The following is a 22,068-nucleotide window of genomic DNA, read 5'->3' as shown; positions in this document are numbered from 1 at the left end:
GTAAAATATAACTACAATTGAATCTTGGGTGGGCATGGTTTCCCTTCGAAAGGAGGTGAAGCCATGGAAGTAAAAGATGCAATAACGATCATGCTCCTATTTGGAACGTTCATTCTTGCTCTTTTAACATACATTAATCATAACAACAAGAGAAAGTAAAAACCCACCCGAAGATTGGAAGCAGAAGGTGGGTTTTGTTCCTACGACTTAGAAGGGAATAAACCATCCAAGCCAATTGTATGGACCAAGTGTTAGCCGCACTTGGTCTTGTTAAATATATATTACCATATTTGAAAAGATGTATCAAAGAATTAAATGAAATTGAAAACATTGTTTAAAAGGCATTATTATTACATATTAAAAGTGTTACGAAGAGGGCATCCCCATCAGTTAACACGATATCTACGATGCGGGGGCTTTTCGGGTTCGTAGATACAAGAACGTTATCCGAAATCCTTGAAAAAAAAGGAAAGGACAAAAGCTAAGGAGTGGAAAGTATGATTGAAAAAAGAAGATATATTCATATAGGTGCAGAAGGGTGGGAGGATGATGTAGAAGCTGCCCAGGTGGATGTAGTTGTCACATTTCCTGATTCAACAAGATGGATTTCAAATTTCTATACGATCAAATGTATTGAATCAATTAGAAAAGATTATTTACTAAATGGGCATTGTTTAAACGGGGCATATTGGTGCGGATCTTCTCCAGTTGTCATTGTTGATAATGTAAGCCGAGAAAGAATAGAACAAGTAATTGACGAACTAATTGAGAATGCTGGATTTCAATATGTATTTGAATATTTTGGTGCAGTTCAGGAAGAAGATATTAATCGATCTAGATACCCTGATTATTTTTTTGATGAGGAATCTAAAATAGATCCCTCATATGTATCTTATCATGCAAGTCGGTTGGTACAAATGTTAGAACAATCAAGTGAAGAAGTTAGACAAACAATAATGAAGGACATATTTAAGATAGCTCAATGATGTCAAGGACTTCGGATAACACAATATTCGCGCTACGGGCCGATCGGCCCTTGATCTACCTGAGGTATTTTCGAAGGAAAATAATCAGGTGGACACATCCATTCCTCTAAGATAAGAGCTATCTAAGGGGAATGGGCGTCGTGAATACGGGAACGGTATACGAAAGTCCCTAAGAGCTAAATAAAAAGAGGTAACCAATATGAGGCCAAATATGTCATGATTATAACGAGTAGATAAAACACACAAAACGGTGATGTATACATCCCTATTAATTGAAAGGATTATCAAGGTGGAAAATCTAATAATAGAACCCTACAAACCCGAGAGGGATATATCTTCTATCCAAGCCATGTTGTTTGGGGATGAATACTTTAAGGAAAAGTTTCGGGAGACCGAAATCAATTTTCCTGAAGGTATATTTGTTGCTTGTTACAACAATGTGACCGTGGGATTTCTCTCCTTTAGCGGTTTTAAGGGGAGAGGAACCGAGATGACAATCTTTGTAAGAAAGGAATATAGAGGAAAGGGCATCGGTAGTAAGCTTATTGAAAGCGCAGAACAATTACTTAATCAATACGAGGCAGTCGAACGTTCGATTGGTGCATGTATGGACGGCGATCGTTCTTCTCTGCAATTTGTATGTAAGAACGGCTACCATATACTTCATTCTTCTTACATCATGGTGCGTGAAGGAGAAATTCTTCCTGAAAGTCATTTTCCTATCAGGCAGTATGAAGATGATGATTATCCTGTGTGGCATGTTATTCGCGAAATGGCTTTTTACAAAATGCGTGAACGAGTTGGTATTCTCCCATCGTATTATATTGCACCTTCAGAATGGGAACGGAATAATTTTTTGAAGGATAGAAACAACAGATTTGTAATGGATATCGATGGTGAAATAACGGCATGTGGAGTTATTGACGGCTGTGAGCTGCGTCAGGCCGCAGTTCGGCCAGATATGCAATCTCGTGGATACGGTAAAGCCCTCGTTTCATTTCTTTTGAATGAGATGACGCATCGTGGCGAAAAGATCGTTAAGCTTGAGGTGGTCAAAGGCAATCCTGCGAAAACGCTGTACGAGAATCTAGGCTTCAAGGAAAAATCCTTGTACCATATCGTAACTAAATATTATAGACCGGACAGCCGATTGAGCAGACCGCCCGACGAGATGTATTAGAGCATTTGTATAATTCGAAGAAGCGGACTCAGCAGCCATATTTCAACTACCTAACCGTAGTTGTGACTCCCCCCTTGGAGCTTAGTGGAGTTGAATGTCGGGAAAACTAAACGTTATGTGAATCAGCGTGATTTTAAAAAACTAAAAAGATGATCCATAGAGGTTCTCCATGTTAACAACAAAACGATGTTTACTTTCTATAATTCAAGAAAGTGATTATGAAAATGTAAAGAGATTATACATAAACGAGCATGTTCGATCTTACCTTGGGGGAACAACTGATGATGAACAATCCCTGAGAATCAAATATTTCGAAATCATTAATAAATCTAATGAGGATAGTTCAAGTTATTGGATTGTGAGAATGTCAGAAAGCAAAGAATTTATCGGCTTGATATCTTTGGACGAATATTACGATGGTAAAAACATTGAAGTGTCGTATCAGTTCCTTCCAGAATACTGGGGAGTTGGTCTTGCAACGGAGGTTATTTGTAGATTGATTGAATATGCTTTTAATGAACTTGGAATACAGAAGTTAGTAGCAGAAACACAAACGGCAAATATAAGATCCTGCAAGTTGTTAGAGAAAGTAGGTATGATAATGGAGCAGAGAATTATAAGGTTTGATGCCGAACAAGCCGTTTATAGTATACAAAGATTATGAAAGGTCCGTCGTTTAATAGCGTATTTCCTCTGCGGGCTCTGCCTTTGTAAGAAGTAGTGAGCAGAGAAGTAGATTCGCGAACATCCCTGTGAGGCTCAGTCCGTTGGACCTGATCGTTGGTAGCCCCTTAAGCCTTGGGTTCGTAGATACCAGAACGTTATGCGAAGCCCTTGCAAATCTGAGTAAACGTAAACTATCTAAGGAGATACTTGGGATTATGATTATTAAAATGACACATGAAAATATAGAGGATTTTAATAAGGCTAATGAAGAATTGACTGTATTCGGAAGGATAATTCCTAAATACGAAGACGATGTTTGGACTTACACGGAAGAACTATTCTCCGAACAATATACTAAGGGATATGACAATGAAGACATCGACGTAAGTTATATAGATAACGAAAACAAAGCTGTCTACTTCTATTATGTTGACAATAATTGTGTAGGCCAAATACAACTTCGTACTCATTGGAATGGCTATGCTTTATTAGAAGATATCGCTGTTGCAAAGAATTGGAGAAACAAAGGGATTGGGAAAATACTACTAGATAAAGCAATTGAATGGGCAAATGAGAATAAACTTTTCGGTCTTATGCTCGAAACTCAAGATGTTAATATTTCAGCATGTAGGTTTTACTCCAAAAACAATTTTATTATCGGTGGTGTTGATAATATGCTTTATTCAAAATTTCCGACAGCTAATGAAAAAGCAGTATTCTGGTATAACAAATTTGAAGATTGATAAAGATTGAAGCAATTTGAAGATGGGCAAGGGAATCGCATAACAATGCGTTTACGCAGCGGTCAGGCTGACGCCCGTGGGCTGCTGGAGAGACTTCGAGGAAGAGGTACCTGCAGACCGTTATATGAGAGATCTGTAATACAATTAAGCGAGGATACTATGTGGCGAAGCCACTTAGTCGCTGTGCTCCCTTAAGCCACTCGGACTCAAGAACACAACAACGTTAGGTGAAACCATGTATAATAAATAGATCAAACCAAAGAAGAGGCGATATTTTGCTTGTTATCCGATCAACAAAGAATTTGTTAAGGGATATGAAATCGATAAAACCATAACCACAATTGACATAGCTGATCCGTTCTTTAGTTGGCATGCTAATCTCGTTTTTGTGAACAAACGGAAGCATATAGTTTTAATAAATGATTTGTCGAGATTGAGTTTGACTTTAGCAGGAATTAGAAGTACCCAATACAAAAACCTGGAGAATATATTTAAGGAACAATTAAAGAATTATCTAATATCTGAAAACATTAACAATTCAACAATTAATGAATACCTAAACGAGTGTAATGAAGCTGTTTAATTATTATGATTTAAATAGATGGAATAATGATAGAGTTTACAAATCGATAGATCTAAATAATCAACGAGAATATCTTAGACCTATAGATTTATTTAATAAGGAATTAGAAAAACGGTACATAAGATTATTTGACAGTTAATGAATCAAGGTTAATAAAATCGTCTAACATCACGTTCCCCAGCGGAGCTAAATAGCTCCCCGGTCCTGTATGCCTGCTGGAGATATCGCAACCTTAGTACCTGAACCCTAAACAAAAGGAGAAAAAATGAACAACATTAAAAGCTTTCTGAGAGATGTAAGAGATAATAATTATAAGGTTCCTGAGGGAACAGATATTGATCAAGTAGTTCAAGAAATGATTCAACACATTGGGTCGATCGATGAGGAATTAAGGGATCAGCTCATTTATGGAACTTTAAGTAAATGGATAATGAATCAAGAACTAAGTATAGAAACAGTAAGAAAAGTATTATACGTGACTTTAGATGATGATCATTTATTCTATGGAATAGGGGATAACGATCAAGATACAGTATTTACGCGTTCTTTTTCAGTATTGTTCATACCACTTGCTTTACATTACAACGATATCTTCAATTATTTAACAGAAACGGATTATGAGTATATATACTCTAGAGTGACTTTATATTTTGAACTTGAAAAGGATTTTAGAGGATATGTATTAGACAAGGGATGGGCACATTCGATTGCACATGCAGCTGATGCTTTAGATTCTATTGTCGCCTCGTCCTATTATTCTTATGAACAGATATTGTTTATTTTAGAATTGGTAGGGGCAAAGGCTTGTGTTAATAACTATTATTTTACAAACGGTGAAGATGAAAGGATAGCCGAAGTCGTTCTTCAAATTGTAAAGCGTAATACTCTAAAGCAAGATATTTTAATTAATTGGGTGCAACAACTTGGAGGCTTTGAAAGATTGGGAATATATCCTCAAGATGAGATTATAAGAGGAAATACCAAAAACCTTTTACGAAGTGTCTATTTTAAATTACTGGATATTAGCGGATCTGAAGTTATAACAAATGAAATAATAAAAACATTAAAACAGCTTTAAAAAACAAATCTATTTCTAGTTAAATCGAAGAAATCTTGAACAACAGATAACAACATATTCACGCCGCGAGCTTTTCGCCCTTAGTTTTCGAAGAGGTAATTCTGCGTAGACAACCCGGTAAGGCTAAGCGGCGTGATCCACCCATTTTACGCGCCATAAGCCTCTCGTATCGTAGATACAAGAACGTTATATGCAATCCCTGCAGCATTGCTCCGGATGCTGTCCAAACCAAGGATGAATCGCATTTCTTTAAGGGTGAACATCAGAATTATACGCGGTACATTGATTATCTAGGATTTCTCAATAAGTATAGGGCATATTGTGATAACTTGTATGTGCTTGGATATTTTACACATTTAATCGCCGATGATCAGTGGTTGAAGGGCTTTTATATGCCCTGGTTGAGGAATCGAATGGAGGCGGACCCAGGAGTATATCCGCTGTATCACGATGATTTCAGATTACTGAATGGGAAATTGTTAGAACACTATGGTTGTACGGAAGAAATGAGGAGAGCAATCGGTATATCACCAGAGATCATTGACCTGCAGGAGGTTAAGACCAAAGAAGTCATTGAATTTGTTCCGCATGTTTTTGGTGATATGAATTATGAAAAACAAGTATTAGATGAACCTTTAAATGTCTTTAGTTTTATTCAGATCGAAGGATATATTGAAACATCGGTGAATATAGGGGTCATGATTTTACAACATATTTGAGGAAAGGCAAAACCAAAATGATTGAAAGGAGAATGTATGAAAGAATTTCTTGTGGAGCCAAAAGGGACTACATATAAAGAATTATTAGATCTAGCATTTAGCATATGTGATGAGCTTCTTTTAGTTAAAAGGGACCAACTTGATCTAAATAAAAACGCTGAAGAATTTATTGAAGACATAAAGCCATACATAAAAGAAATAAGAAAGCAGGACGAATGGCCAGGAACAACTTTACTTGGACACTATGCAAATGTTTATTATTTATATTGTAATCAAGAATTGAAAGAAGTTTTGATAAGGAAAACAGAGCGCTTATACCAATGGTTATCACCGGAGTTGCTTGAAGATATTTGCTTTTTAAAAAATGGAGAAGTCTGGCTAGCTACTGTAACACATGAAAAAATAGGAGTTATTATGACAGAGGATCCAGATGAAATTAATAAACTCAGAGGGATAGGAGGAATTATCATCTCATAAAAAGGGCTGGAAAATTGACTGCTATATTTGAAAAGATGTATCAAAGTATGCAACTCACACCCCTGTGAGGCAAGCCCAGTGGACCTTCTCGAGCAACGATGTGGAGAGTAAAATGAGTGATTGACTGCACATAACACTACGTTTCAAATTTTATTTGAAGGTGATTACAACATGAATAAGTTACTTATTGATGAACTGGAAGCAGGAGAGAATTCCTTTTTATTGGATATTAGATGCAATATAAATTGGGATCATGATAAATTTGTTAACCTAGTCACATTAATTAATGAATATACTGAAAGTATAAAAACATGTATTCAACTAGATCGACAAATTGCAAGTGGAATATGGTACATCTTTACTTTTGTTCAGGATTGGACTTCACATGATAGTTTTAGAAATAATAATACCAGGTATTCAATAGATTATTATAATGAAGCCTACGACTTACTCTACGAAGTTTGTAATTACTTCTTCACTGGCATATTGAATTATATAGACGATAATTTTTTGAAATCTGAAATAGATAAATTCAATGATACTTATGCAAGCTAATTCAATGAAGTAGGGTACTGCTGATGAGAAAATATTCTTTTCAAGGGAGACTTTTATGAATCCACCCAAGCATATTGTTTCGGCAGCCGCCATTGTAATAAATGAAAAAAACGAATTGTTGCTTATTAAAGGACCAAGAAGAGGCTGGGAGATGCCTGGTGGTCAAGTTGAAGTAGGAGAATCTTTAAGTCGCGCTGCCATAAGAGAAACCAAAGAGGAGTCAGGGATAGACATAGAAATTATCAAATTCTGTGGGATTTTTCAGAACGTAGGAAATTCAATTTGTAACACACTATTTTTAGCGAAGCCTATAGGTGGAGAATTAATACAATCATCAGAGAGCTTGGAGTCAGGCTTTTTTCCATTAGAAGAAGCACTGAAAAAAGTTGAATGGAAAGATTTTAGACAAAGAATTGAGCACTGTTTAAGCCCTGAAACGCAACCGTTTTGTATTGAATTTAATGACGAGAAGAATATATGAGAGTATATAAAGAAGCTGCATACATCTTCTAACAATGTGCTGACGCTGCAGGACGTAGTACCCTTGGTCTACCCGAGGCAATAAAATCTTTAGTAGTACTTGAAATGCACAATTTCTATGTTATGATGATCAACAATAAGAGCGGATCTCTACTGAGATCCGCTCTTATATTTTTTATAGGAGATGATGTAGATGCAAAGACCTTTAGTAGTTGCTGTTAGCGGTTATTCCGGGTCTGGAAAGAGTACATTGGTTATTGAATTAGCTAAAGAGCTACTGTCTTGCGTAACATTGTTTTTCGATGACTACGTATCAAGAAAAGACTTTCCAGAGAGTATTGTTAGTTGGATTCACAGTGGCGGAGATCCAAATGAAATTAAAACACCATTGCTTAGAGAACATTTAATCTGTCTTATAAATGGTGAATCCATAATCCTAAATAAGGGAATTGGTTGGGCAGAAGAGTATGGTAATTTGAAACCAAAAGAAAAACTAGAATTAAAACCAGGTGAGATCATATTACTTGAAGAGCCTTTTGGAAAGGAAAGGGATGAAGTGGCAGATCTCATAGATTTAGTGATTTACCTGGATGTTAGTCCCGAGGTATCTCTTGGAAGAAGAATCTATGATCTGATTAAGAACTTAAAGCATGATCCGGAAGTTTTAATAAGCTTGCTAGATCATTTTTTATCGGATTATTTATATGGAGGAGTCAAGGAGATGTATTTACTCAATGGAATCCGGGTAAAGGAAAAGGCTGATCTCATAATTGATGCAAATCAAGAAAAAAATAGCGTGGTAGAGCAAGTAAAAAGAGAAATACTTAGAACAATTAGAAAACTTTAAATGTACAATCAGAAAGAAGTATAATTCAACTAACAATCACTTCACACAGCAAAGGAAGATACCCATGAATAAAGGATTATATTATTTTCTTAAACGGAACATCCAGTTCGGGAAAGACAAGTCTAACATAGAAAATACAAGAATTAAGCGATGATCCATATTTTCATCTGTCGTTAGATGTGTATGAAAACATGGCGCCAGAAAAATATGTAGAGAACAATTATTGGGACACTCTTAGGAAGTGTGCTTCAGCGATGCACAACAGTATTAAAACTTTCAGTAATGAAGGACTTAATGTAATTGTAGATCATGTTATTTTAGACATTCCAGAAGAGGATGGTTGGCTTGAGGAATGTGTAACGATTCTATCAGATTATCCAGTGGTTTTTGTTCGGGTCAATTGCCCTGTATATGAATTGGAACGTCGAGAAAGAGATAGAGGCGATAGAGATATTGGACAGGCTAAGTGGCAATTGGAAAGGATTCATGGACATGGAATATATGACCTGGAAGTTAATACTTTTGAAAACACAATTCAAGAATGTGCAGAACAAATTATGCGGTTTAGATTGCAAGCTAACCATTTAAATGCATTTAGAAAATTGCATGAAAAAATGAAAGGAAAGAAGTAATTCAAGCATACAAAATTACAGAAAAACATATAAAATGAGGTGCATGAATGCTTTTTCATTTTAGCGAAGAGGCTGATATTGAAATCTTCATCCCAAGAGAAAAACAGAATCGACCAGATTTTCCGGCAGTTGTTTGGGCAATCGATGAGGAACATGAATTCTCCTATTACTTCCCAAGGGATTGTCCGCGAATCGTATGTAGAAGAACAGAGGATATCAGTGAGAGAAACAATGAGTTATTTTTTAATAATACGTTGGCTGACATCATTGTAACTGTAGAAAATGATTGGTATGCAAGAATCGTTCAACAAACGTTGTATAAGTACCAATTTGAAGACGAGGGGTTTGAAGTTTTTGATAAGACTGCAGGATATTATATTTCCTATCAAACCGTAAAACCAATGGGTATAGAGAAGGTTGATCGACTGGTTGAGAGACTTTTAAGTAAGGGAATTGAATTAAGGTTTACACCCAATTTATGTCCTCTTAGAGAATCAATAGTTTCTTCAGATTTTAAGGAATATGGAATACATAGATTTAATAATGCCAAGAAATTGTAGGGGGGAGCAGATGCTCCGTAAACTAGCAGATCTAGAACCTAAAACACTTGCTGTGATGCAGGGCTCTTCTTACAAGGGTGATGGTAAGAATGTTATTGAAGAACTTATTAAAGTAATGCAAGAAATGTAAGGCTGCCCGCTGGTTCGTTTATTAGGGTCAGTCTTATACAATACTTCCTCATGTTTAACTTAATTAATCCAACTTACTTTTCCTGATGCCAGATGATACTCCCCACCGATTATTTGCAATTGATCGTCCGCCAACTTCTCATTTAATGCCGAATTCTCATGTAATTCATCCTTAACCAATTTGATATTTTCGATTACGGTCCAGTCCACCAGTTCATCTCGCGTAATGCCAGCAGACAGGCCTTTTCAGCTAGAGGCTCAATTTTATTTAAAATGGATTGTAAATACAAAGGATGCTTTCTTTTTTGTAATGCTTCAATAATAACGCCGCAGTTCTCATGTCCTAAGACTAATACAAGGGGAACGTTTAAATGATCCACAGCATATTGAACGCTGCCCATAACATCATCATTCACGATATTTCCTGCTACCCGAATGACAAAGAGATCCCCCAGGGATTGATCAAAAACAATCTCTGGGGCAACCCGGGAATCGGAGCAGCTAATGATGACAGCAACTGGTTTTTGTTCGGAGACTAATTGTGTTCTAGCTTGAATCACATGTTTTTCTGCTAAGTTCCCCATAACAAATCGTTGATTTCCTTCTTCTAAAAGACGATTGGCTTGATTGGGTGAGATCTTGGCATATGCATTTTCCCCACTCGTGTTCAATGGATGCCAATCTGTACAGAGCTGTAGACTAATCGAAAATACAAAACAAAGCAGGATGCGGGAGTTTTTGAGTGACACAACAGAGGCCTCCCATAAATAATTGAATATTTAATTAAGGCGTGATCTCCCGGGCGTATTTTCAGGTGGAGTGGTACAGTAAATAAAATTTGGGAGATAAATCAACAACGCTGCCAGATAAGGCATCATTGTTGTTATTTCGTGTTCTGAAGCATTTGACGATAATCATGTAATTCTTTTTGAAAACGATAAAAAGGACCTGATAACATTTTAATGCTTCTTTTTAGGCTGATTTGCTTTTTTGGATCATCTTCAAAATACTCCAATTGGTCGATATTTTTATCTATTTTTTCCCGAAGTGTGAGTATGAACCCAATCGCAATGTGAGTTCTGGCTAATTCTTGAAGATCAGCAGCCAAAGCTTCGCTAAGATTTCGAATATCCGGAAGGTGTAACGACTTTTCCATGAAGAAAACTTCTGGGGTGAAATCCTCACGAAAATCTTGTCCCGGTACTTGGTCCCAAAAGTCATTCCATTCTCGTAACAGGCCTGTTTCATACAACAAAAATTTAAGAAACCCACATAACCATGCCGTACAACTTGTATTACGTTGCTGGCATCCAATTCCGTCCGCAAGATGCCTGCAACCATTACAGCAGGAGCCTCCATTGGCAATGCAGACTTTGCAAATAGGATCGGATCCGACCTCATGCAGAGCTTGAATACCAACCGTAATGATTGCTTGTCTGCTCACTTTTTTTAATAAAGAAGTCGATGGGTGAATGGATGGCGAATCTTGTTGAGATGGATCATTAACCATAAAGCCTGACATTCGCATCCACTCCTCATTTATTAATGGTATAAAATCAAATATTCAAAAATTTGAATATAAAGGGTATTATACGATAGTTGCAACCAAATAACAATCGATGCTCATGCGTTTCTTTTTTACGCGATGTTTGGTATACGGTTGTGTTATTATATTCATATATTCAAAAGTTTAGCCACTAAGGGAGTATAGCCATGAACCAAAATCAAAATATTCAACAGTTTAAAGCCGATTTTTTTAAAGCGCTGGCTCATCCGATGAGAATTCGAATTCTTGAGGTGCTGAGCGAAGGAGATAAAAATGTCAACGAATTGCAAAGTATTTTGGGTTCAGAAGGTTCAGCCGTTTCTCAACAATTGTCAGTATTACGAAATAAAAATGTAGTTACTGGCTTAAAAGACGGAACATCGGTCATTTATTCCTTACGTGACCCGTTGATTAAAGAATTGCTAGCTGTTACAAAGCAGATATTCGATAATCATCTCGTTGATGCGATTTCTTTGCTTGAGGTCATCCGTAATGAACCATAACTAAAAAAACAAGGGCATCCGTGAGCAACACTCAGGAGCACCTTGTTTTTTTAGTTTATAGAATAGAGGAATTGCTTCAATTTTAGCGATTGACATTATTCATTGGTAGGAGTAACATCTCACATATATTCAAATAATCAAATATATGAAGAAGAGAAGGTAAAGCAGATGAAATGGACGGGAAGATTTGAGGGATATCATGCATCCGCATTTCGTAAAGATCTTATTTCAGGCCTGATTGTTGGTATTATCGCCATTCCATTAGGAATGGCGTTTGCTATTGCTGCTGGTGTCAAACCCGAGTATGGCATTTATACAACCATCGTTGCCGGTATTTTAATTTCTTTGCTCGGAGGCTCTAAATTTCAAATTGGGGGGCCTACCGGTGCATTCATCCCCATCCTTTTCGCTATAGTCATGCAATATGGATACGAAAATTTGCTGATTGCCGGATTCATGGCTGGCATCATCCTTGTCTTAATGGGATTATGTAAACTTGGTGCGTTGATTAAGTTTATTCCTCGCCCGGTAACCATTGGATTTACGGCTGGAATCGCAGTAATTATCTTCAGCGGACAGATTGCTAATTTTTTGGGTCTAAGTGGTATCGAGAAGCATGAAAATTTTCTGCCTAACATGAAAGAAATTGTGATGCATCTGACAACCATAAATATCTACAGCGTCATAACAGCCGGGGTTTGTTTGGTTGTCCTTCTCCTTACACCCAGAATGATGCCGAAGGTTCCGGGATCCTTAGTGGGGCTTGTCGTATCCAGTGTGGTTGCGGCTGTGTTCTTCAAAGGTGACGTAGCAACGATTGGATCATCGTTCGGAGCAATTCCTAGTACATTACCTCAATTCCATTTTCCGCAAATAACCTGGGACCGTATTGAAACGCTGATTCGTCCCGCTTTTATCATCGCGATGTTGGGTGGTATTGAGTCTTTGTTATCGGCAGTTGTCGCTGATGGCATGACCGGCAGTCGTCATCATAGCAGTCGTGAACTGATTGGGCAAGGCATCGCGAATATGGTGACACCTCTATTTGGAGGTATTCCAGCAACTGGTGCCATTGCACGGACAGCAACCAATATCAAAAACGGTGCGGTCTCGCCTATGTCCGGAATTATACATGGTATTGTTGTTTTTTTGGTCCTCATTTTATTTGCACCTTACGCATCTGAGATTCCACTTGCCAGTATGGCTCCCATCCTGATGCTCGTTGCTTGGAATATGAGCGAACGGAAAGAATTTGCTCACGTCTTGAAAACCAAAACGAGCGATTCCATTGTACTCTTAATTACATTTATACTAACCGTATTTACGAATTTAACGACTGCTGTTGAAGTGGGATTAATCTTAGCTGTCATTCTGTTTGTGAAACGAATGAGTGACGTTTTGAGAGTAACTAAAGTGCTTCCCGATCCAGCTGATAACCATGAAAAAGTAAAGGCACACATGGTAACCGAGGGGCATGATTGTCCCCAAATCGGTATGTACACAATTGAAGGTCCGCTCTTTTTTGGTGCCGCGAACATGTTTGAGAAGTCGATCATGGATACGATTCATCAAAGACCTAAAGTCTTACTTCTACGCATGGGGAAAGTACCCTTTATGGATACGACAGGGGAGCACAATTTAGCCAGCTTGGTTAAACACTTCAAGAAGTTTGGTGGGATGGTTCTTATATCTGGTGTCCAACCACAGCCTATGGAAGTATTGAAGAGAACGGGCTTGTTTGATTTTATCGGGGCGGCTCACTTCTTTGGGAATACAGGTGAGGCGATTGATTACGCATTATTCCAATTGGATCATAACCAATGTTTAGGATGTAAACATTTTGCTTTCCGGGAATGTACCGCATTATCGAACAAGGAGCTCCAAAAGGAAGCGATACAAGGAGCTCGTTGCTTAGATAGAGCAAGTCGATGAAATTATATGATCTGTGGTTTCTGCCGTAACTTAAACCAGCGTGTGCCAATGTGGTATCGGCACGCGCTGGTTTATAGCTATTAACATGATTCAAATTCCCTAGAAGTTAGGAACCAATCGAACAAGTTTATCCGGAGAGCCGTCACCATTTTTGTCGCCATTATTACTGGTAACGAAATAAAGCGAACCGTCCGGTGCTTCGACAATGTCGCGAATGCGGCCGTATTTATTAACAAACAGATAATTAAGATCACTACTGTTGATCGTCGGCTTCCCGTTCTGCTCTCCAATGACCATGCGGATGATCTGCTTACCTTTTAAGTTGGTAACAAGAAGATTGCCTGCCCATGGCCCTTGAGTCACAAAGGTTATGCCAGAGGGAGCCCAAGTTGTACCGCTTGCATAAATCAGTGGGGGCGTTATACCCGTTTGATTCTGATTTCCGCCGTCATATTTAGGCCAGCCGTAATTGTTACCGGGCTCTATGAAGTTGATTTCGTCCTTGGAGGATTCACCATGCTCCGATTCAAAGAGACGGTTCGTTCCAGGCTGCCATGCTAATCCTTGAGGGTTCCGGTGTCCACGGCTATAAATCGGAGAAGAGGCCCCAAATGGATTGTCGGCAGGAATGGTACCATCCAAATTCAGGCGGAATATCTTCCCTCCGAGGTAAGAGAGTGTATCATCTTTATTTCCGTAGTTGCCGTCACCGAAATACAGTTTGTTGTCCGGGCCTATTTTCAAGCGGCCGCCATTGTGATAGACCGCACCAGGAAGATTAGTGATCAGTACCTTGTCAATTGTAGCTTTGTTATTATTCTCTTTAAGACGAACTACCCTGTTGGCTACTTTGTTGTCGGATGTTTTGTAGGAATGATAGATATACAGGTAATGATTGGTGGCAAAATTAGGATCAAGCGCCAGTCCCAATAAGCCGCCTTCACTCTTAGGCATATAATAAAAAGGAGAACTGAGCGTAATGACCGGCGTTGATTTCAAATTCCCGTTCTCAACGACACGAACTCTGCCGCTGTTGCGTTCCGTGAAGAAAATCCGTCCATCCGGTGCGAAATCGATAGCCCATGGCGTTTCCAAGTTGTTAGCGACAACCTCTGGTGTATATGGATCGGAAGAGGCAGGGTTCGTTTTAACCGACAACGCCTGGCTAGCCTCAGATATATTTCCTGCTAAATCCCTGGCTTTAACGGTGAAGCTGTATGTGGTATTTGCCGTAAGTCCTGTTACCTTGAAGGATGTGGCAGACGTGCTGCCTGCTAATGAGCCGTTTCTATAAATATCGTACTCGTACACGCCTACGTCATCTGTTGATGCCGTCCAGGTCAAATGGACTGATGAAGATGTTTTGCTTGAGCTTTCAAGTTCTGTCGGGGCAGTCGGTGCCTGAGAATCGGTTTGGTTCGTCGTTTTCACGGTGAGAGGACTGCTGGCATTGGAAATATTCCCTGCTGTATCTCTTGCCCTGACCGTGAAATTATATGTGGTATTCGGGGTTAAGCCGGTAAAGGTGTAGGAAGTATCCGTTACATTCGCTTGCGCCAACACATCGTCTTTATACACGTCATAATCCTTCACGCCAACATCATCCAATGATGCAGTCCAGGATATGCTTGCCGTTGTATCGGTTACACTGGTTGCTTGCAAGTGGGTCGGTTCGGTAGGCGGGTATACATCTCCTGACGCATTTACCTTCACCTTGTCAAAAATAGCCGTGCTTAATTTAGACTCATTATGGCTGCTGACAGCCAATCCTACATACAACGAGGCATTCATGTTTAGAGTCACATTGCCTAAATCTCCCCAGTTCAAGCCGTTGTTGGATACATATCCTTTGATGACGTTGCCTTTACGTTCCAGCTTTATCCAGGCTGGACTCGTCGAAGCAATTTTCTCGCTTTGGGAAGTTCCGCCTGTTTCGTCCCGGTACTGGAATGTGAACCCGTTCGAAGGCGTCAACAGCAAATCGACATGCTTGGAATCAGCATTCAGCGTTTCCCTAATCATGATACCGGCCTTCGCGAATTCGTGTGAATTGGTTTGAGAAGAGACAAGGGCGATAATTGCACCGTCTCCCGTCCAGGGCTGGTACACATAATTGAACTGATCTGATTTACCCCAGATGTCCTTGCCCGCACCGCTTACGGAAAATTGATCAGCAGTTGGATCATAAGAAGCATTGCCCTTCACCGACGGTGAACCGATATTTTGTTGCTTCCACGGACTCGGCACAGCAGCAGCTGCCGTTTCTTCCTCAACCTCTGCTTCAGCAAAGCCCGATGTAGGAAATAATGTGATCAACATACAAATGCAGAGACTTAAGACCATCATTTTGCTTCGTGTGATCATCGCGACACTTCCTTTTTAATTTTTGGAATGACAACAGGGGAAGGCTGTGACAAACAATGAAATCCTCCTTTCTAAAAATTAAACCGCTTATACTTTCGTTTTCTACTTTACCACATTTGGATAAAAAAGGGTTTCCTTTTTTGAATAAAATCCAAATGTAATGTTTCTGAGAAGAGAAGTTAATTTCTTCTGTAATTTCTGGCTGTCGCCTTCTTGTGGACAGATGTATAATCATGGAAGAAGCCCCGATACAAGAACATATGATGGATGATCCTTAACGGGAACGATGTAGTGGTCGTACATCAAAGAGGTATCGATTGAATTGGAAAAGGAGCGAAATTAACACATGATTTTATGGTTTAAAAATCTTCCTGCAACAGATCTTGATTTTTCTTCATGGATTCCTTTTATTCGAAAGCCTTGGTTCCGAACACATTATATGAAGTTTGTATATTTGTTAATGATAAGTATTGCATTAGCGCCTGGACTTGTTTTTGGCTATGATGTAATCTCACAATTGATCACGGCAACCAATCAAGTAAGTATCAGTACCAGTAATAGTGTTGTATTTTATATAACATTAATCCTATTTAGTGCTTGTATATTCGTGATACATGAGTTCTTTCACATTATAGTTATCTATAAGCTTGGTGATATAAGTTTGACTTTTAGCGGCATATTTTTTTGGCTTAATACAGATACTCCCCTATCTAAAAAGAGGTTTTGGTTATTCATGAGTCTTCCGCTTATGATGTTGTCTATAGTTCCAGCTTTTGCTTCAATATTTATGAACGGATTTATGAAATCAATCATGTTATATATTTGTTGGTTTAACATGGTCATATCATCTTCTGATATCATAAATTCTTTTTTAATTCTTATTAAACCTAAGAATAGTATATTTTGTAGAGGATACTACCGTTTGCAGTAATATCTTCATGGACTGCAATAGCTTAGAAGCGAGGTGTAGCTTCATTGGAGTATTACTTCGGAATTGTCCCACCCATGGATATTCACGATAAAATTATGAAATTAAGAGACAAGTATAACGGTCATCAAAGTTCCGGACCCCACATCACGGTAAAAGCATCATGTGGACTAACGGAAGATATAGGGTGGCTGCCGCCGTGTCAAAAGGTGATTTCGAAATTTGGTGATTTTCCAATACGTGTGGGAGCCCCGAAATATTTCGGGAATATGGATGTCCTTTATTTAGAAGTGAAATCCCATGAGTTAATAGAACTACATAAGAGACTTGTATCGATATTTAACCCCAATCAGGAACAAATCATGAAATGTTTTGAGTTAGAACGATACAAACCGCATATCACGGTTGCTCGAAAATCTGTTGTTTCTGACTCGATCATCGAAATGAAGAAGGAGCTGGAGTTGTATGTTAGCTCAGTTCAAGAATTTCAAGCAACCCATATCAGCTTGTTCTGCAGAACGAATAATCAAGAGAAATATAAAAAAGAGCTGATTTTTGCCTAACGAGTTGATACCTATGCCATTAAAGGAGAACGTAACGAACATGATCATACTAATCAGCGGGAATAGCTGCACGGGTAAGACCTATATGGCACAACAATTGCTGGAGAGGTATCACGTTCCATATCTTTCGATCGACCATTTGAAAATGGGATTATACAGAGCGGATATGAACTGTGGCTTCACCCCCCTGGATTCAACAGAGTTTATCGGTGAAAAATTATGGCCGATCCTCAAGGGGATCATCAAGACGAACATCGAGAATAATCAGAATCTAATCATCGAGGGCTGCTACATCCTGCCTCACCATCTTCAGGATATCGAGCCATCCTACTCAGTGTACATAATACCGGTATTCTTGGGGTTCTCAACCACGTATATTCAGCAAAACTTCCAATCCAGCATCATTCAACATCGAAATGCTATCGAAACACGCATGTATCCTGAAGAGGGAAACGTTACTGATTATATACAAGTGCATGATGCTTTCCGTGAAAAGTGTTTAGCTTCTGCTGTCCCTTATTTTGAAATTAAAGAAAACTACGAAGAAGAGATTTCAAAAGTATATGAATACATCGAGGGTGAAAAGCAGAGGATCGCGAAGATAAAACACAAGTCGTGATATATGAAGTATGTTCCCTATTTAATAATGTGGAGTAGCCTATGAAAAAACAACTATTACTTGTCCTTGCAGTGGTCCTATCCATGTTTTTATTATTTCATGTTAATCAATGGATGAAGAATGAATATGAAATATGGACAACCATTGTAAATCGGGAGTGGGATGCAAGAGGAACGGGTGTGTATTTTTATGAAGAAAATAATCAAAAATATGGTCTCTACATGATATATGGAAGTGGACTTCCAGTCATTTCTTCTCATATATCCAAGGTCAGAATCATAAATAATCATGAGATTGAGATGGAGATTCCAGATCATCCAATAAATTTGCAGTCAACAGATCAACAAGTACAAGCATCCAGATTAAAATGGAGCCTGGGTAAGTTGACCATGGACGGGCTGATATTTGAAGCCTCGAAGACATCTGAGAAACATAAGTGGGTTTTAAATCTACGAGCGAAATAATATCGCTGTAATCGAGGAAAGGAAGGAGTTATGGAACCTAAAGAATGGAGGGAATACATGCATGATCATAATGGATTTGTTAGAAAAGGACACAGAAAAGATATATCAAACTGCTAGGCTACTGCATGAGAGTTTTGAAGCATGGCCCACAATAGATTCTGCCATACGTGAAGTTTTGGAATCCCTTAGTGATGATTCTATTAGTAGAGTAATAGTTAATGGGGATGAAGAAGTTATCGGGTGGATTGGCGGGAGAAGTCAGTATGACGGGAATGTGTGGGAACTGCATCCATTAGTTATTAGAAAAGATAGTAGAATGCGAGGCTTCGGCAAGTCATTAGTGATTGATTTTGAACGTCAGGTCTACCAACGCGGAGGTATAACCATCATATTAGGTACGGATGATGAGTATAGTCAAACGAGTTTAGCTAATGTGAATTTGTATAATAGTATTCCGGAGTACCTAACCAATTTTGAAAGTCTAGATCACCCAGCGAACTTTTATAGAAAGCTAGGTTTTGCAATCGTCGGCGTTATACCAGATGCGAATGGAATAGGAAAACCGGATATTATTATGGCAAAGCGTGTTAAATCAGTAGATTAGGTTAAAGTAATAGAGTTCCCTAACGGACGATACTGCCGTTCAGTCCAAATTTATGAAACATGAAGGGCTCCAGATGCTGCAAAGCTATTGCAATTATATTGATACGGGAGTCGATCAAGACCTTGGTTTGAATTTTGATGAACATGATAAACGGGAGGCGTTCTTATTGTTGATCTCACAGATGAATCCGGAGACATTAACGAGAGAACAGATCACAACGGTGGTATTCGGAGCGGAAACGGAAGTGGATGATGGTACTGAGTCCGGAGATTGTATCTTTGTGTTTGGCGGAAAAAACCTAGACCGAGTATGGAAAGCGGTTGAATTATACAAAAGCGGACGCGCCCCCTATCTATTATTCACGGGTGGAGACCGATTTGGCGAGTGGGAGCAGCCCGAGGCAGTCATGATGCGGGATGAAGCGATAGAATTGGGTGTTCCGGCAGAATCCATTTTTATTGAAACGATGTCCAATCATACGAAGGAAAACATTATGGCCTACCTAACCGTGCTTGATCGGGCATTAGGGTTACAACGAATCCATCGACTCATGCTCGTCAGTGCACCTGGTCATATGCGCCGATGCCAGCTGATGCTCAGGACCTTTATGCCTCCTTGGTATGAGTATGTGTGGTGCCCGGACCATCGTTCTCAAGGGAGGCGCGACAATTGGTGGACCGATCCTATCGAAGAGAAGCGTGTACTGAGTGAGCTTAACAAAGTGATTGGCGGGGTAAGGGGCCGATATTTTGTTGATGCGGATATTGAAATTTGAAAATTATCAGGATTTCGCTGAGTATATCCAGTTTTTAACTATGGGGTTCAAACCTGCTGTCTTGAAGCATGTTCGATAAGTAAGCTACTTATTTGTGATATCGCATTTGAGGGTCTTGCAAACTCCAACGGAGTAGGCGGAATCATCCTGGAGAAGCGGAGCGGTCCCCTTTGCACCCGGATTTCAACCTTGGAGAAGTACAATAAGAAATCTGGGAACAACAGGGATCGAAAGCATGATCCGCATACGTAGTGCTGCTTCACGAAGAGTTGGTTTTTTTTCACCATTGCATACAATGATCGAAGCGGCCGTCCTCCTTGAACACACTTCAAGGAGGACGGTTATTTTTATCTTGCAAAATAGGGAAGCAGCCATACGCCCAGGCCTAGGCCCGGGCGCATCTTGTTTGAAAATCTTCTTACATAGACTAAATTGATCCTCCAGAGCTATTTATAATATTTAACATATAAAGTAAATTTTGAGCATATGAATCAACTTACGAAATATGTAAATGAATCAAAATTGAGTAAATAAGATGCATCGACTTGGTTTTAGAGAACTTATCAAGATCATGAAATTTATAAAGGAGGTGATGTCGTCTTACATCTAGATAGGCTAAATTATCAATTATTGAGGAGGGATTAATGGATGAAAAAGGGTTTATCCAGAGTGCTGGACAAATCGAGAGTGCTGATGTTGCCTTTATTGGTCGTCGTGTCAATGGTGTTGAACTTTTTTCCCCTTGAGGTGTCTGCAGCAGAACGAGGTGCTTGGGCACCCAATGTGTCTTACGCCGTAAACGACAACGTGACATACGATGGGAAAGCGTATAAAGCTATTCAACCTCATACCTCATTACCCGGGTGGGAACCGCCTAATGTTCCTGCATTGTGGCAGTTTGTTCAAGGTGGTGGAGGCAATGATACTGTAGCTCCGACAACTCCTACGAATGTAATTGTAAGCGCAGTCACCTCTTCTAGCGTTTCTTTATCCTGGCAAGCATCTACGGACAATGTAGGCGTGACAGGATATGATGTATACCAAGGCACATTCCTTGCCATTTCTGTTACCGGTACGACAGCGACAATAACGGGCCTTTCACCGAAAACGACATATTCTTTTAAGGTCATTGCTAAGGATGCTGCCGGGAATCTTTCCCCTGCCAGTGCGACCGTGAATGCAACAACTACAGAAGGACCAGGCGGAGGTCCCCAGCCGACGAAGCATATATTGACAGGGTACTGGCAGAACTTTGTCAATGGTGCCAGCAAATTGAAAGTGAGAGATATACCGGATCAGTACGACATCATTGTGTTAGCGTTTGCCGAGATGGACCCTGCTAACCCTGGTGGTGTCACTTTCACTGTAGATTCTGCACTATCCGCTGCTCTCGGTGGGTACACAAATGCTGAACTGATCGCGGATATTCAGGCTAAACGTGCTCAAGGCAAGAAGGTCATTATATCCGTTGGAGGGGAAATGGGGAACATTAATTTGAATAATCCTTCCCCGAATGTAGCGAACTTTGTGAACAGCATGTACGGAATCATTACTCAATTTGGGCTTGATGGGATAGACATTGATCTGGAGCATGGCATGAATGTACCTAATTTAACCAATGCGATCCGTCAACTGAAACAAAAAGTAGGAAATGATTTTGTTCTGACGATGGCTCCCCAAACGATAGACATGCAGAATCCAAACACCTCCTATATGCAGCTTTATAACAATCTAAAGGATATTACAACCGTAATTAACGTCCAGTATTATAATTCGGGGTGCATGCTAGGTCGTGACGGAAAGTGCTATTCCCAAGGCACTGTTGATTTCCTTACGGCTCTTTCGGACTTAACGCTGCAGTGGGTATCACCTTCCCAATTGGGATTGGGAGTACCTGCTACCTCTTCAGCAGCTGGAGGCGGATATGTTTCTCCAATGGTCGTAAATAATGCCCTGAATTGTCTAGCAACTGGAAACAGCTGTGGAAGTTATAAGCCCGTTGCTAAATACCCTGATATACGGGGAGCAATGACTTGGTCCATTAACTGGGATGCGACCACGAATTACACGCTTGCCAAAACGGTGAGACCATTTTTGAACACGCTGCCTTAACATTCATGATATTTGTACAACTT

25 protein-coding genes and 1 pseudogene are annotated in these 22,068 nt (G+C 39.4%); 23 read left to right on the top strand and 3 right to left on the bottom strand.

Annotated features, from left to right (window positions below; translation table 11 throughout):
• Positions 1-63 precede the first annotated feature (63 nt).
• The 14 genes and pseudogenes from comI to CRG97_RS19035 all read left to right on the top strand — a co-directional run bounded on the left by comI (position 64) and on the right by CRG97_RS19035 (position 9,506).
• On the top strand, positions 64-159 hold the full coding sequence (comI, locus tag CRG97_RS32925; RefSeq protein ID WP_021255831.1) for a competence inhibitor ComI: 96 nt from the start codon (positions 64-66) through the stop codon (positions 157-159).
• 338 nt (positions 160-497) lie between these two features.
• On the top strand, positions 498-986 hold the full coding sequence (locus CRG97_RS19090; protein ID WP_098746277.1) for a hypothetical protein: 489 nt from the start codon (positions 498-500) through the stop codon (positions 984-986).
• Positions 987-1,275: 289 nt separating this feature from the next.
• Positions 1,276-2,166 (top strand): GNAT family N-acetyltransferase, encoded by an 891-nt coding sequence (locus CRG97_RS19085; protein WP_161952956.1) that lies wholly within the window; start codon positions 1,276-1,278, stop codon positions 2,164-2,166.
• A 169-nt stretch (positions 2,167-2,335) separates the two neighbouring features.
• A complete protein-coding gene (locus tag CRG97_RS19080; protein ID WP_098746273.1) occupies positions 2,336-2,830 on the top strand; it encodes a GNAT family N-acetyltransferase in 495 nt (164 codons plus the stop codon).
• Positions 2,831-3,047: 217 nt separating this feature from the next.
• Positions 3,048-3,575, top strand: a complete 528-nt coding sequence (locus CRG97_RS19075; protein ID WP_098746271.1) for a GNAT family N-acetyltransferase — start codon at positions 3,048-3,050, stop codon at positions 3,573-3,575.
• Between the two features lie 250 nt (positions 3,576-3,825).
• Positions 3,826-4,158 carry a DUF6933 domain-containing protein gene (locus tag CRG97_RS34275; protein WP_481856213.1) on the top strand — a complete coding sequence of 111 codons (333 nt, stop codon included), beginning with the start codon at positions 3,826-3,828 and terminating at the stop codon, positions 4,156-4,158.
• A 265-nt stretch (positions 4,159-4,423) separates the two neighbouring features.
• Entirely contained in the window at positions 4,424-5,236 is an 813-nt protein-coding gene (locus CRG97_RS19070) for a DUF2785 domain-containing protein (RefSeq protein WP_098746269.1), read from the top strand.
• Between the two features lie 413 nt (positions 5,237-5,649).
• Complete coding sequence (locus CRG97_RS33320) at positions 5,650-5,955, top strand: hypothetical protein (protein WP_202618966.1); 306 nt, start codon at positions 5,650-5,652, stop codon at positions 5,953-5,955.
• Positions 5,956-5,991: 36 nt separating this feature from the next.
• Positions 5,992-6,432, top strand: a complete 441-nt coding sequence (locus tag CRG97_RS19060) for a hypothetical protein (protein WP_098746267.1) — start codon at positions 5,992-5,994, stop codon at positions 6,430-6,432.
• A gap of 171 nt (positions 6,433-6,603) precedes the next feature.
• A complete protein-coding gene (locus CRG97_RS19055) occupies positions 6,604-6,987 on the top strand; it encodes a hypothetical protein (RefSeq protein WP_098746265.1) in 384 nt (127 codons plus the stop codon).
• A gap of 55 nt (positions 6,988-7,042) precedes the next feature.
• Complete coding sequence (locus tag CRG97_RS19050; RefSeq protein ID WP_098746263.1) at positions 7,043-7,468, top strand: NUDIX hydrolase; 426 nt, start codon at positions 7,043-7,045, stop codon at positions 7,466-7,468.
• A 192-nt stretch (positions 7,469-7,660) separates the two neighbouring features.
• Entirely contained in the window at positions 7,661-8,314 is a 654-nt protein-coding gene (locus CRG97_RS19045) for a uridine kinase family protein (protein WP_098746261.1), read from the top strand.
• Positions 8,315-8,382: 68 nt separating this feature from the next.
• Positions 8,383-8,946: pseudogene (locus tag CRG97_RS19040) on the top strand (chloramphenicol phosphotransferase CPT family protein).
• Between the two features lie 47 nt (positions 8,947-8,993).
• On the top strand, positions 8,994-9,506 hold the full coding sequence (locus CRG97_RS19035; protein ID WP_098746257.1) for a DUF6886 family protein: 513 nt from the start codon (positions 8,994-8,996) through the stop codon (positions 9,504-9,506).
• Positions 9,507-9,829: 323 nt separating this feature from the next.
• On the opposite strand, the gene CRG97_RS19030 is transcribed toward CRG97_RS19035, so the two are convergent.
• Together CRG97_RS19030 and CRG97_RS19025 are read right to left on the bottom strand one after the other, a co-directional pair.
• Positions 9,830-10,384, bottom strand: coding sequence for a carbonic anhydrase (locus tag CRG97_RS19030; RefSeq protein ID WP_098746256.1), 555 nt, complete (start codon positions 10,382-10,384; stop codon positions 9,830-9,832).
• Between the two features lie 134 nt (positions 10,385-10,518).
• Positions 10,519-11,157 carry a hypothetical protein gene (locus CRG97_RS19025; RefSeq protein WP_098746254.1) on the bottom strand — a complete coding sequence of 213 codons (639 nt, stop codon included), beginning with the start codon at positions 11,155-11,157 and terminating at the stop codon, positions 10,519-10,521.
• A 191-nt stretch (positions 11,158-11,348) separates the two neighbouring features.
• Between CRG97_RS19025 and CRG97_RS19020 the strand changes: the two genes are divergently transcribed.
• Positions 11,349-11,684 (top strand): ArsR/SmtB family transcription factor, encoded by a 336-nt coding sequence (locus tag CRG97_RS19020; protein WP_076321867.1) that lies wholly within the window; start codon positions 11,349-11,351, stop codon positions 11,682-11,684.
• A gap of 168 nt (positions 11,685-11,852) precedes the next feature.
• Positions 11,853-13,616 (top strand): SulP family inorganic anion transporter, encoded by a 1,764-nt coding sequence (locus CRG97_RS19015; RefSeq protein ID WP_098746253.1) that lies wholly within the window; start codon positions 11,853-11,855, stop codon positions 13,614-13,616.
• Between the two features lie 99 nt (positions 13,617-13,715).
• On the opposite strand, the gene CRG97_RS19010 is transcribed toward CRG97_RS19015, so the two are convergent.
• Positions 13,716-15,980 carry a PQQ-dependent sugar dehydrogenase gene (locus CRG97_RS19010; protein WP_098746251.1) on the bottom strand — a complete coding sequence of 755 codons (2,265 nt, stop codon included), beginning with the start codon at positions 15,978-15,980 and terminating at the stop codon, positions 13,716-13,718.
• A 346-nt stretch (positions 15,981-16,326) separates the two neighbouring features.
• Here CRG97_RS19010 and CRG97_RS19005 point away from each other — a divergent pair, with 346 nt between their 5' ends.
• The 7 genes from CRG97_RS19005 (at position 16,327) to CRG97_RS18975 (ending at position 22,045) form a co-directional block, all read left to right on the top strand.
• Positions 16,327-16,911: a DUF3267 domain-containing protein gene (locus tag CRG97_RS19005; RefSeq protein ID WP_098746249.1), complete on the top strand. Its 585-nt coding sequence runs from the start codon at positions 16,327-16,329 to the stop codon at positions 16,909-16,911.
• A gap of 44 nt (positions 16,912-16,955) precedes the next feature.
• Positions 16,956-17,471: a 2'-5' RNA ligase family protein gene (locus CRG97_RS19000; RefSeq protein WP_098746247.1), complete on the top strand. Its 516-nt coding sequence runs from the start codon at positions 16,956-16,958 to the stop codon at positions 17,469-17,471.
• A 40-nt stretch (positions 17,472-17,511) separates the two neighbouring features.
• Entirely contained in the window at positions 17,512-18,090 is a 579-nt protein-coding gene (locus CRG97_RS18995) for a P-loop nucleotide/nucleoside kinase family protein (RefSeq protein WP_098746246.1), read from the top strand.
• Positions 18,091-18,131: 41 nt separating this feature from the next.
• The gene (locus tag CRG97_RS18990) at positions 18,132-18,554 is read left to right on the top strand and encodes a hypothetical protein (RefSeq protein ID WP_098746244.1); all 423 of its coding nucleotides are present in this window, start codon (positions 18,132-18,134) and stop codon (positions 18,552-18,554) included.
• A 61-nt stretch (positions 18,555-18,615) separates the two neighbouring features.
• Complete coding sequence (locus CRG97_RS18985) at positions 18,616-19,158, top strand: GNAT family N-acetyltransferase (RefSeq protein WP_098746242.1); 543 nt, start codon at positions 18,616-18,618, stop codon at positions 19,156-19,158.
• Positions 19,159-19,231: 73 nt separating this feature from the next.
• Positions 19,232-19,933 (top strand): YdcF family protein, encoded by a 702-nt coding sequence (locus tag CRG97_RS18980; RefSeq protein WP_237566488.1) that lies wholly within the window; start codon positions 19,232-19,234, stop codon positions 19,931-19,933.
• A gap of 648 nt (positions 19,934-20,581) precedes the next feature.
• Positions 20,582-22,045, top strand: a complete 1,464-nt coding sequence (locus tag CRG97_RS18975; protein ID WP_098746241.1) for a chitinase — start codon at positions 20,582-20,584, stop codon at positions 22,043-22,045.
• Positions 22,046-22,068: the final 23 nt, after the last annotated feature.

This window comes from Paenibacillus sp. EZ-K15, from assembly GCF_002573715.1.
Lineage (GTDB): Bacteria > Bacillota > Bacilli > Paenibacillales > Paenibacillaceae > Paenibacillus_AQ.
Note: the sequence above shows the minus strand (reverse complement) of the source record. Positions and strands in the feature narration are given on the sequence as shown.

What these genes read in the sequence shown, in the direction of transcription:
- CRG97_RS19015 (WP_098746253.1), top strand. Translation starts at nt 11,853, where the DNA reads ATGAAATGGACGGGAAGATTTGAGGGATATCATGCATCCGCATTTCGT.
- CRG97_RS19035 (WP_098746257.1), top strand. Translation starts at nt 8,994, where the DNA reads ATGCTTTTTCATTTTAGCGAAGAGGCTGATATTGAAATCTTCATCCCA.
- CRG97_RS18975 (WP_098746241.1), top strand. Translation starts at nt 20,582, where the DNA reads ATGAAAAAGGGTTTATCCAGAGTGCTGGACAAATCGAGAGTGCTGATG.
- CRG97_RS19045 (WP_098746261.1), top strand. Translation starts at nt 7,661, where the DNA reads ATGCAAAGACCTTTAGTAGTTGCTGTTAGCGGTTATTCCGGGTCTGGA.
- CRG97_RS19020 (WP_076321867.1), top strand. Translation starts at nt 11,349, where the DNA reads ATGAACCAAAATCAAAATATTCAACAGTTTAAAGCCGATTTTTTTAAA.
- CRG97_RS18980 (WP_237566488.1), top strand. Translation starts at nt 19,232, where the DNA reads ATGCTGCAAAGCTATTGCAATTATATTGATACGGGAGTCGATCAAGAC.
- comI (WP_021255831.1), top strand. Translation starts at nt 64, where the DNA reads ATGGAAGTAAAAGATGCAATAACGATCATGCTCCTATTTGGAACGTTC.
- CRG97_RS19075 (WP_098746271.1), top strand. Translation starts at nt 3,048, where the DNA reads ATGATTATTAAAATGACACATGAAAATATAGAGGATTTTAATAAGGCT.
- CRG97_RS19090 (WP_098746277.1), top strand. Translation starts at nt 498, where the DNA reads ATGATTGAAAAAAGAAGATATATTCATATAGGTGCAGAAGGGTGGGAG.
- CRG97_RS19070 (WP_098746269.1), top strand. Translation starts at nt 4,424, where the DNA reads ATGAACAACATTAAAAGCTTTCTGAGAGATGTAAGAGATAATAATTAT.
- CRG97_RS19050 (WP_098746263.1), top strand. Translation starts at nt 7,043, where the DNA reads ATGAATCCACCCAAGCATATTGTTTCGGCAGCCGCCATTGTAATAAAT.
- CRG97_RS19005 (WP_098746249.1), top strand. Translation starts at nt 16,327, where the DNA reads ATGATTTTATGGTTTAAAAATCTTCCTGCAACAGATCTTGATTTTTCT.
- CRG97_RS19025 (WP_098746254.1), bottom strand. Translation starts at nt 11,157, where the DNA reads ATGTCAGGCTTTATGGTTAATGATCCATCTCAACAAGATTCGCCATCC.
- CRG97_RS19080 (WP_098746273.1), top strand. Translation starts at nt 2,336, where the DNA reads ATGTTAACAACAAAACGATGTTTACTTTCTATAATTCAAGAAAGTGAT.
- CRG97_RS19060 (WP_098746267.1), top strand. Translation starts at nt 5,992, where the DNA reads ATGAAAGAATTTCTTGTGGAGCCAAAAGGGACTACATATAAAGAATTA.
- CRG97_RS18995 (WP_098746246.1), top strand. Translation starts at nt 17,512, where the DNA reads ATGATCATACTAATCAGCGGGAATAGCTGCACGGGTAAGACCTATATG.
- CRG97_RS33320 (WP_202618966.1), top strand. Translation starts at nt 5,650, where the DNA reads ATGGAGGCGGACCCAGGAGTATATCCGCTGTATCACGATGATTTCAGA.
- CRG97_RS18985 (WP_098746242.1), top strand. Translation starts at nt 18,616, where the DNA reads ATGATCATAATGGATTTGTTAGAAAAGGACACAGAAAAGATATATCAA.
- CRG97_RS19055 (WP_098746265.1), top strand. Translation starts at nt 6,604, where the DNA reads ATGAATAAGTTACTTATTGATGAACTGGAAGCAGGAGAGAATTCCTTT.
- CRG97_RS18990 (WP_098746244.1), top strand. Translation starts at nt 18,132, where the DNA reads ATGAAAAAACAACTATTACTTGTCCTTGCAGTGGTCCTATCCATGTTT.
- CRG97_RS19010 (WP_098746251.1), bottom strand. Translation starts at nt 15,980, where the DNA reads ATGATCACACGAAGCAAAATGATGGTCTTAAGTCTCTGCATTTGTATG.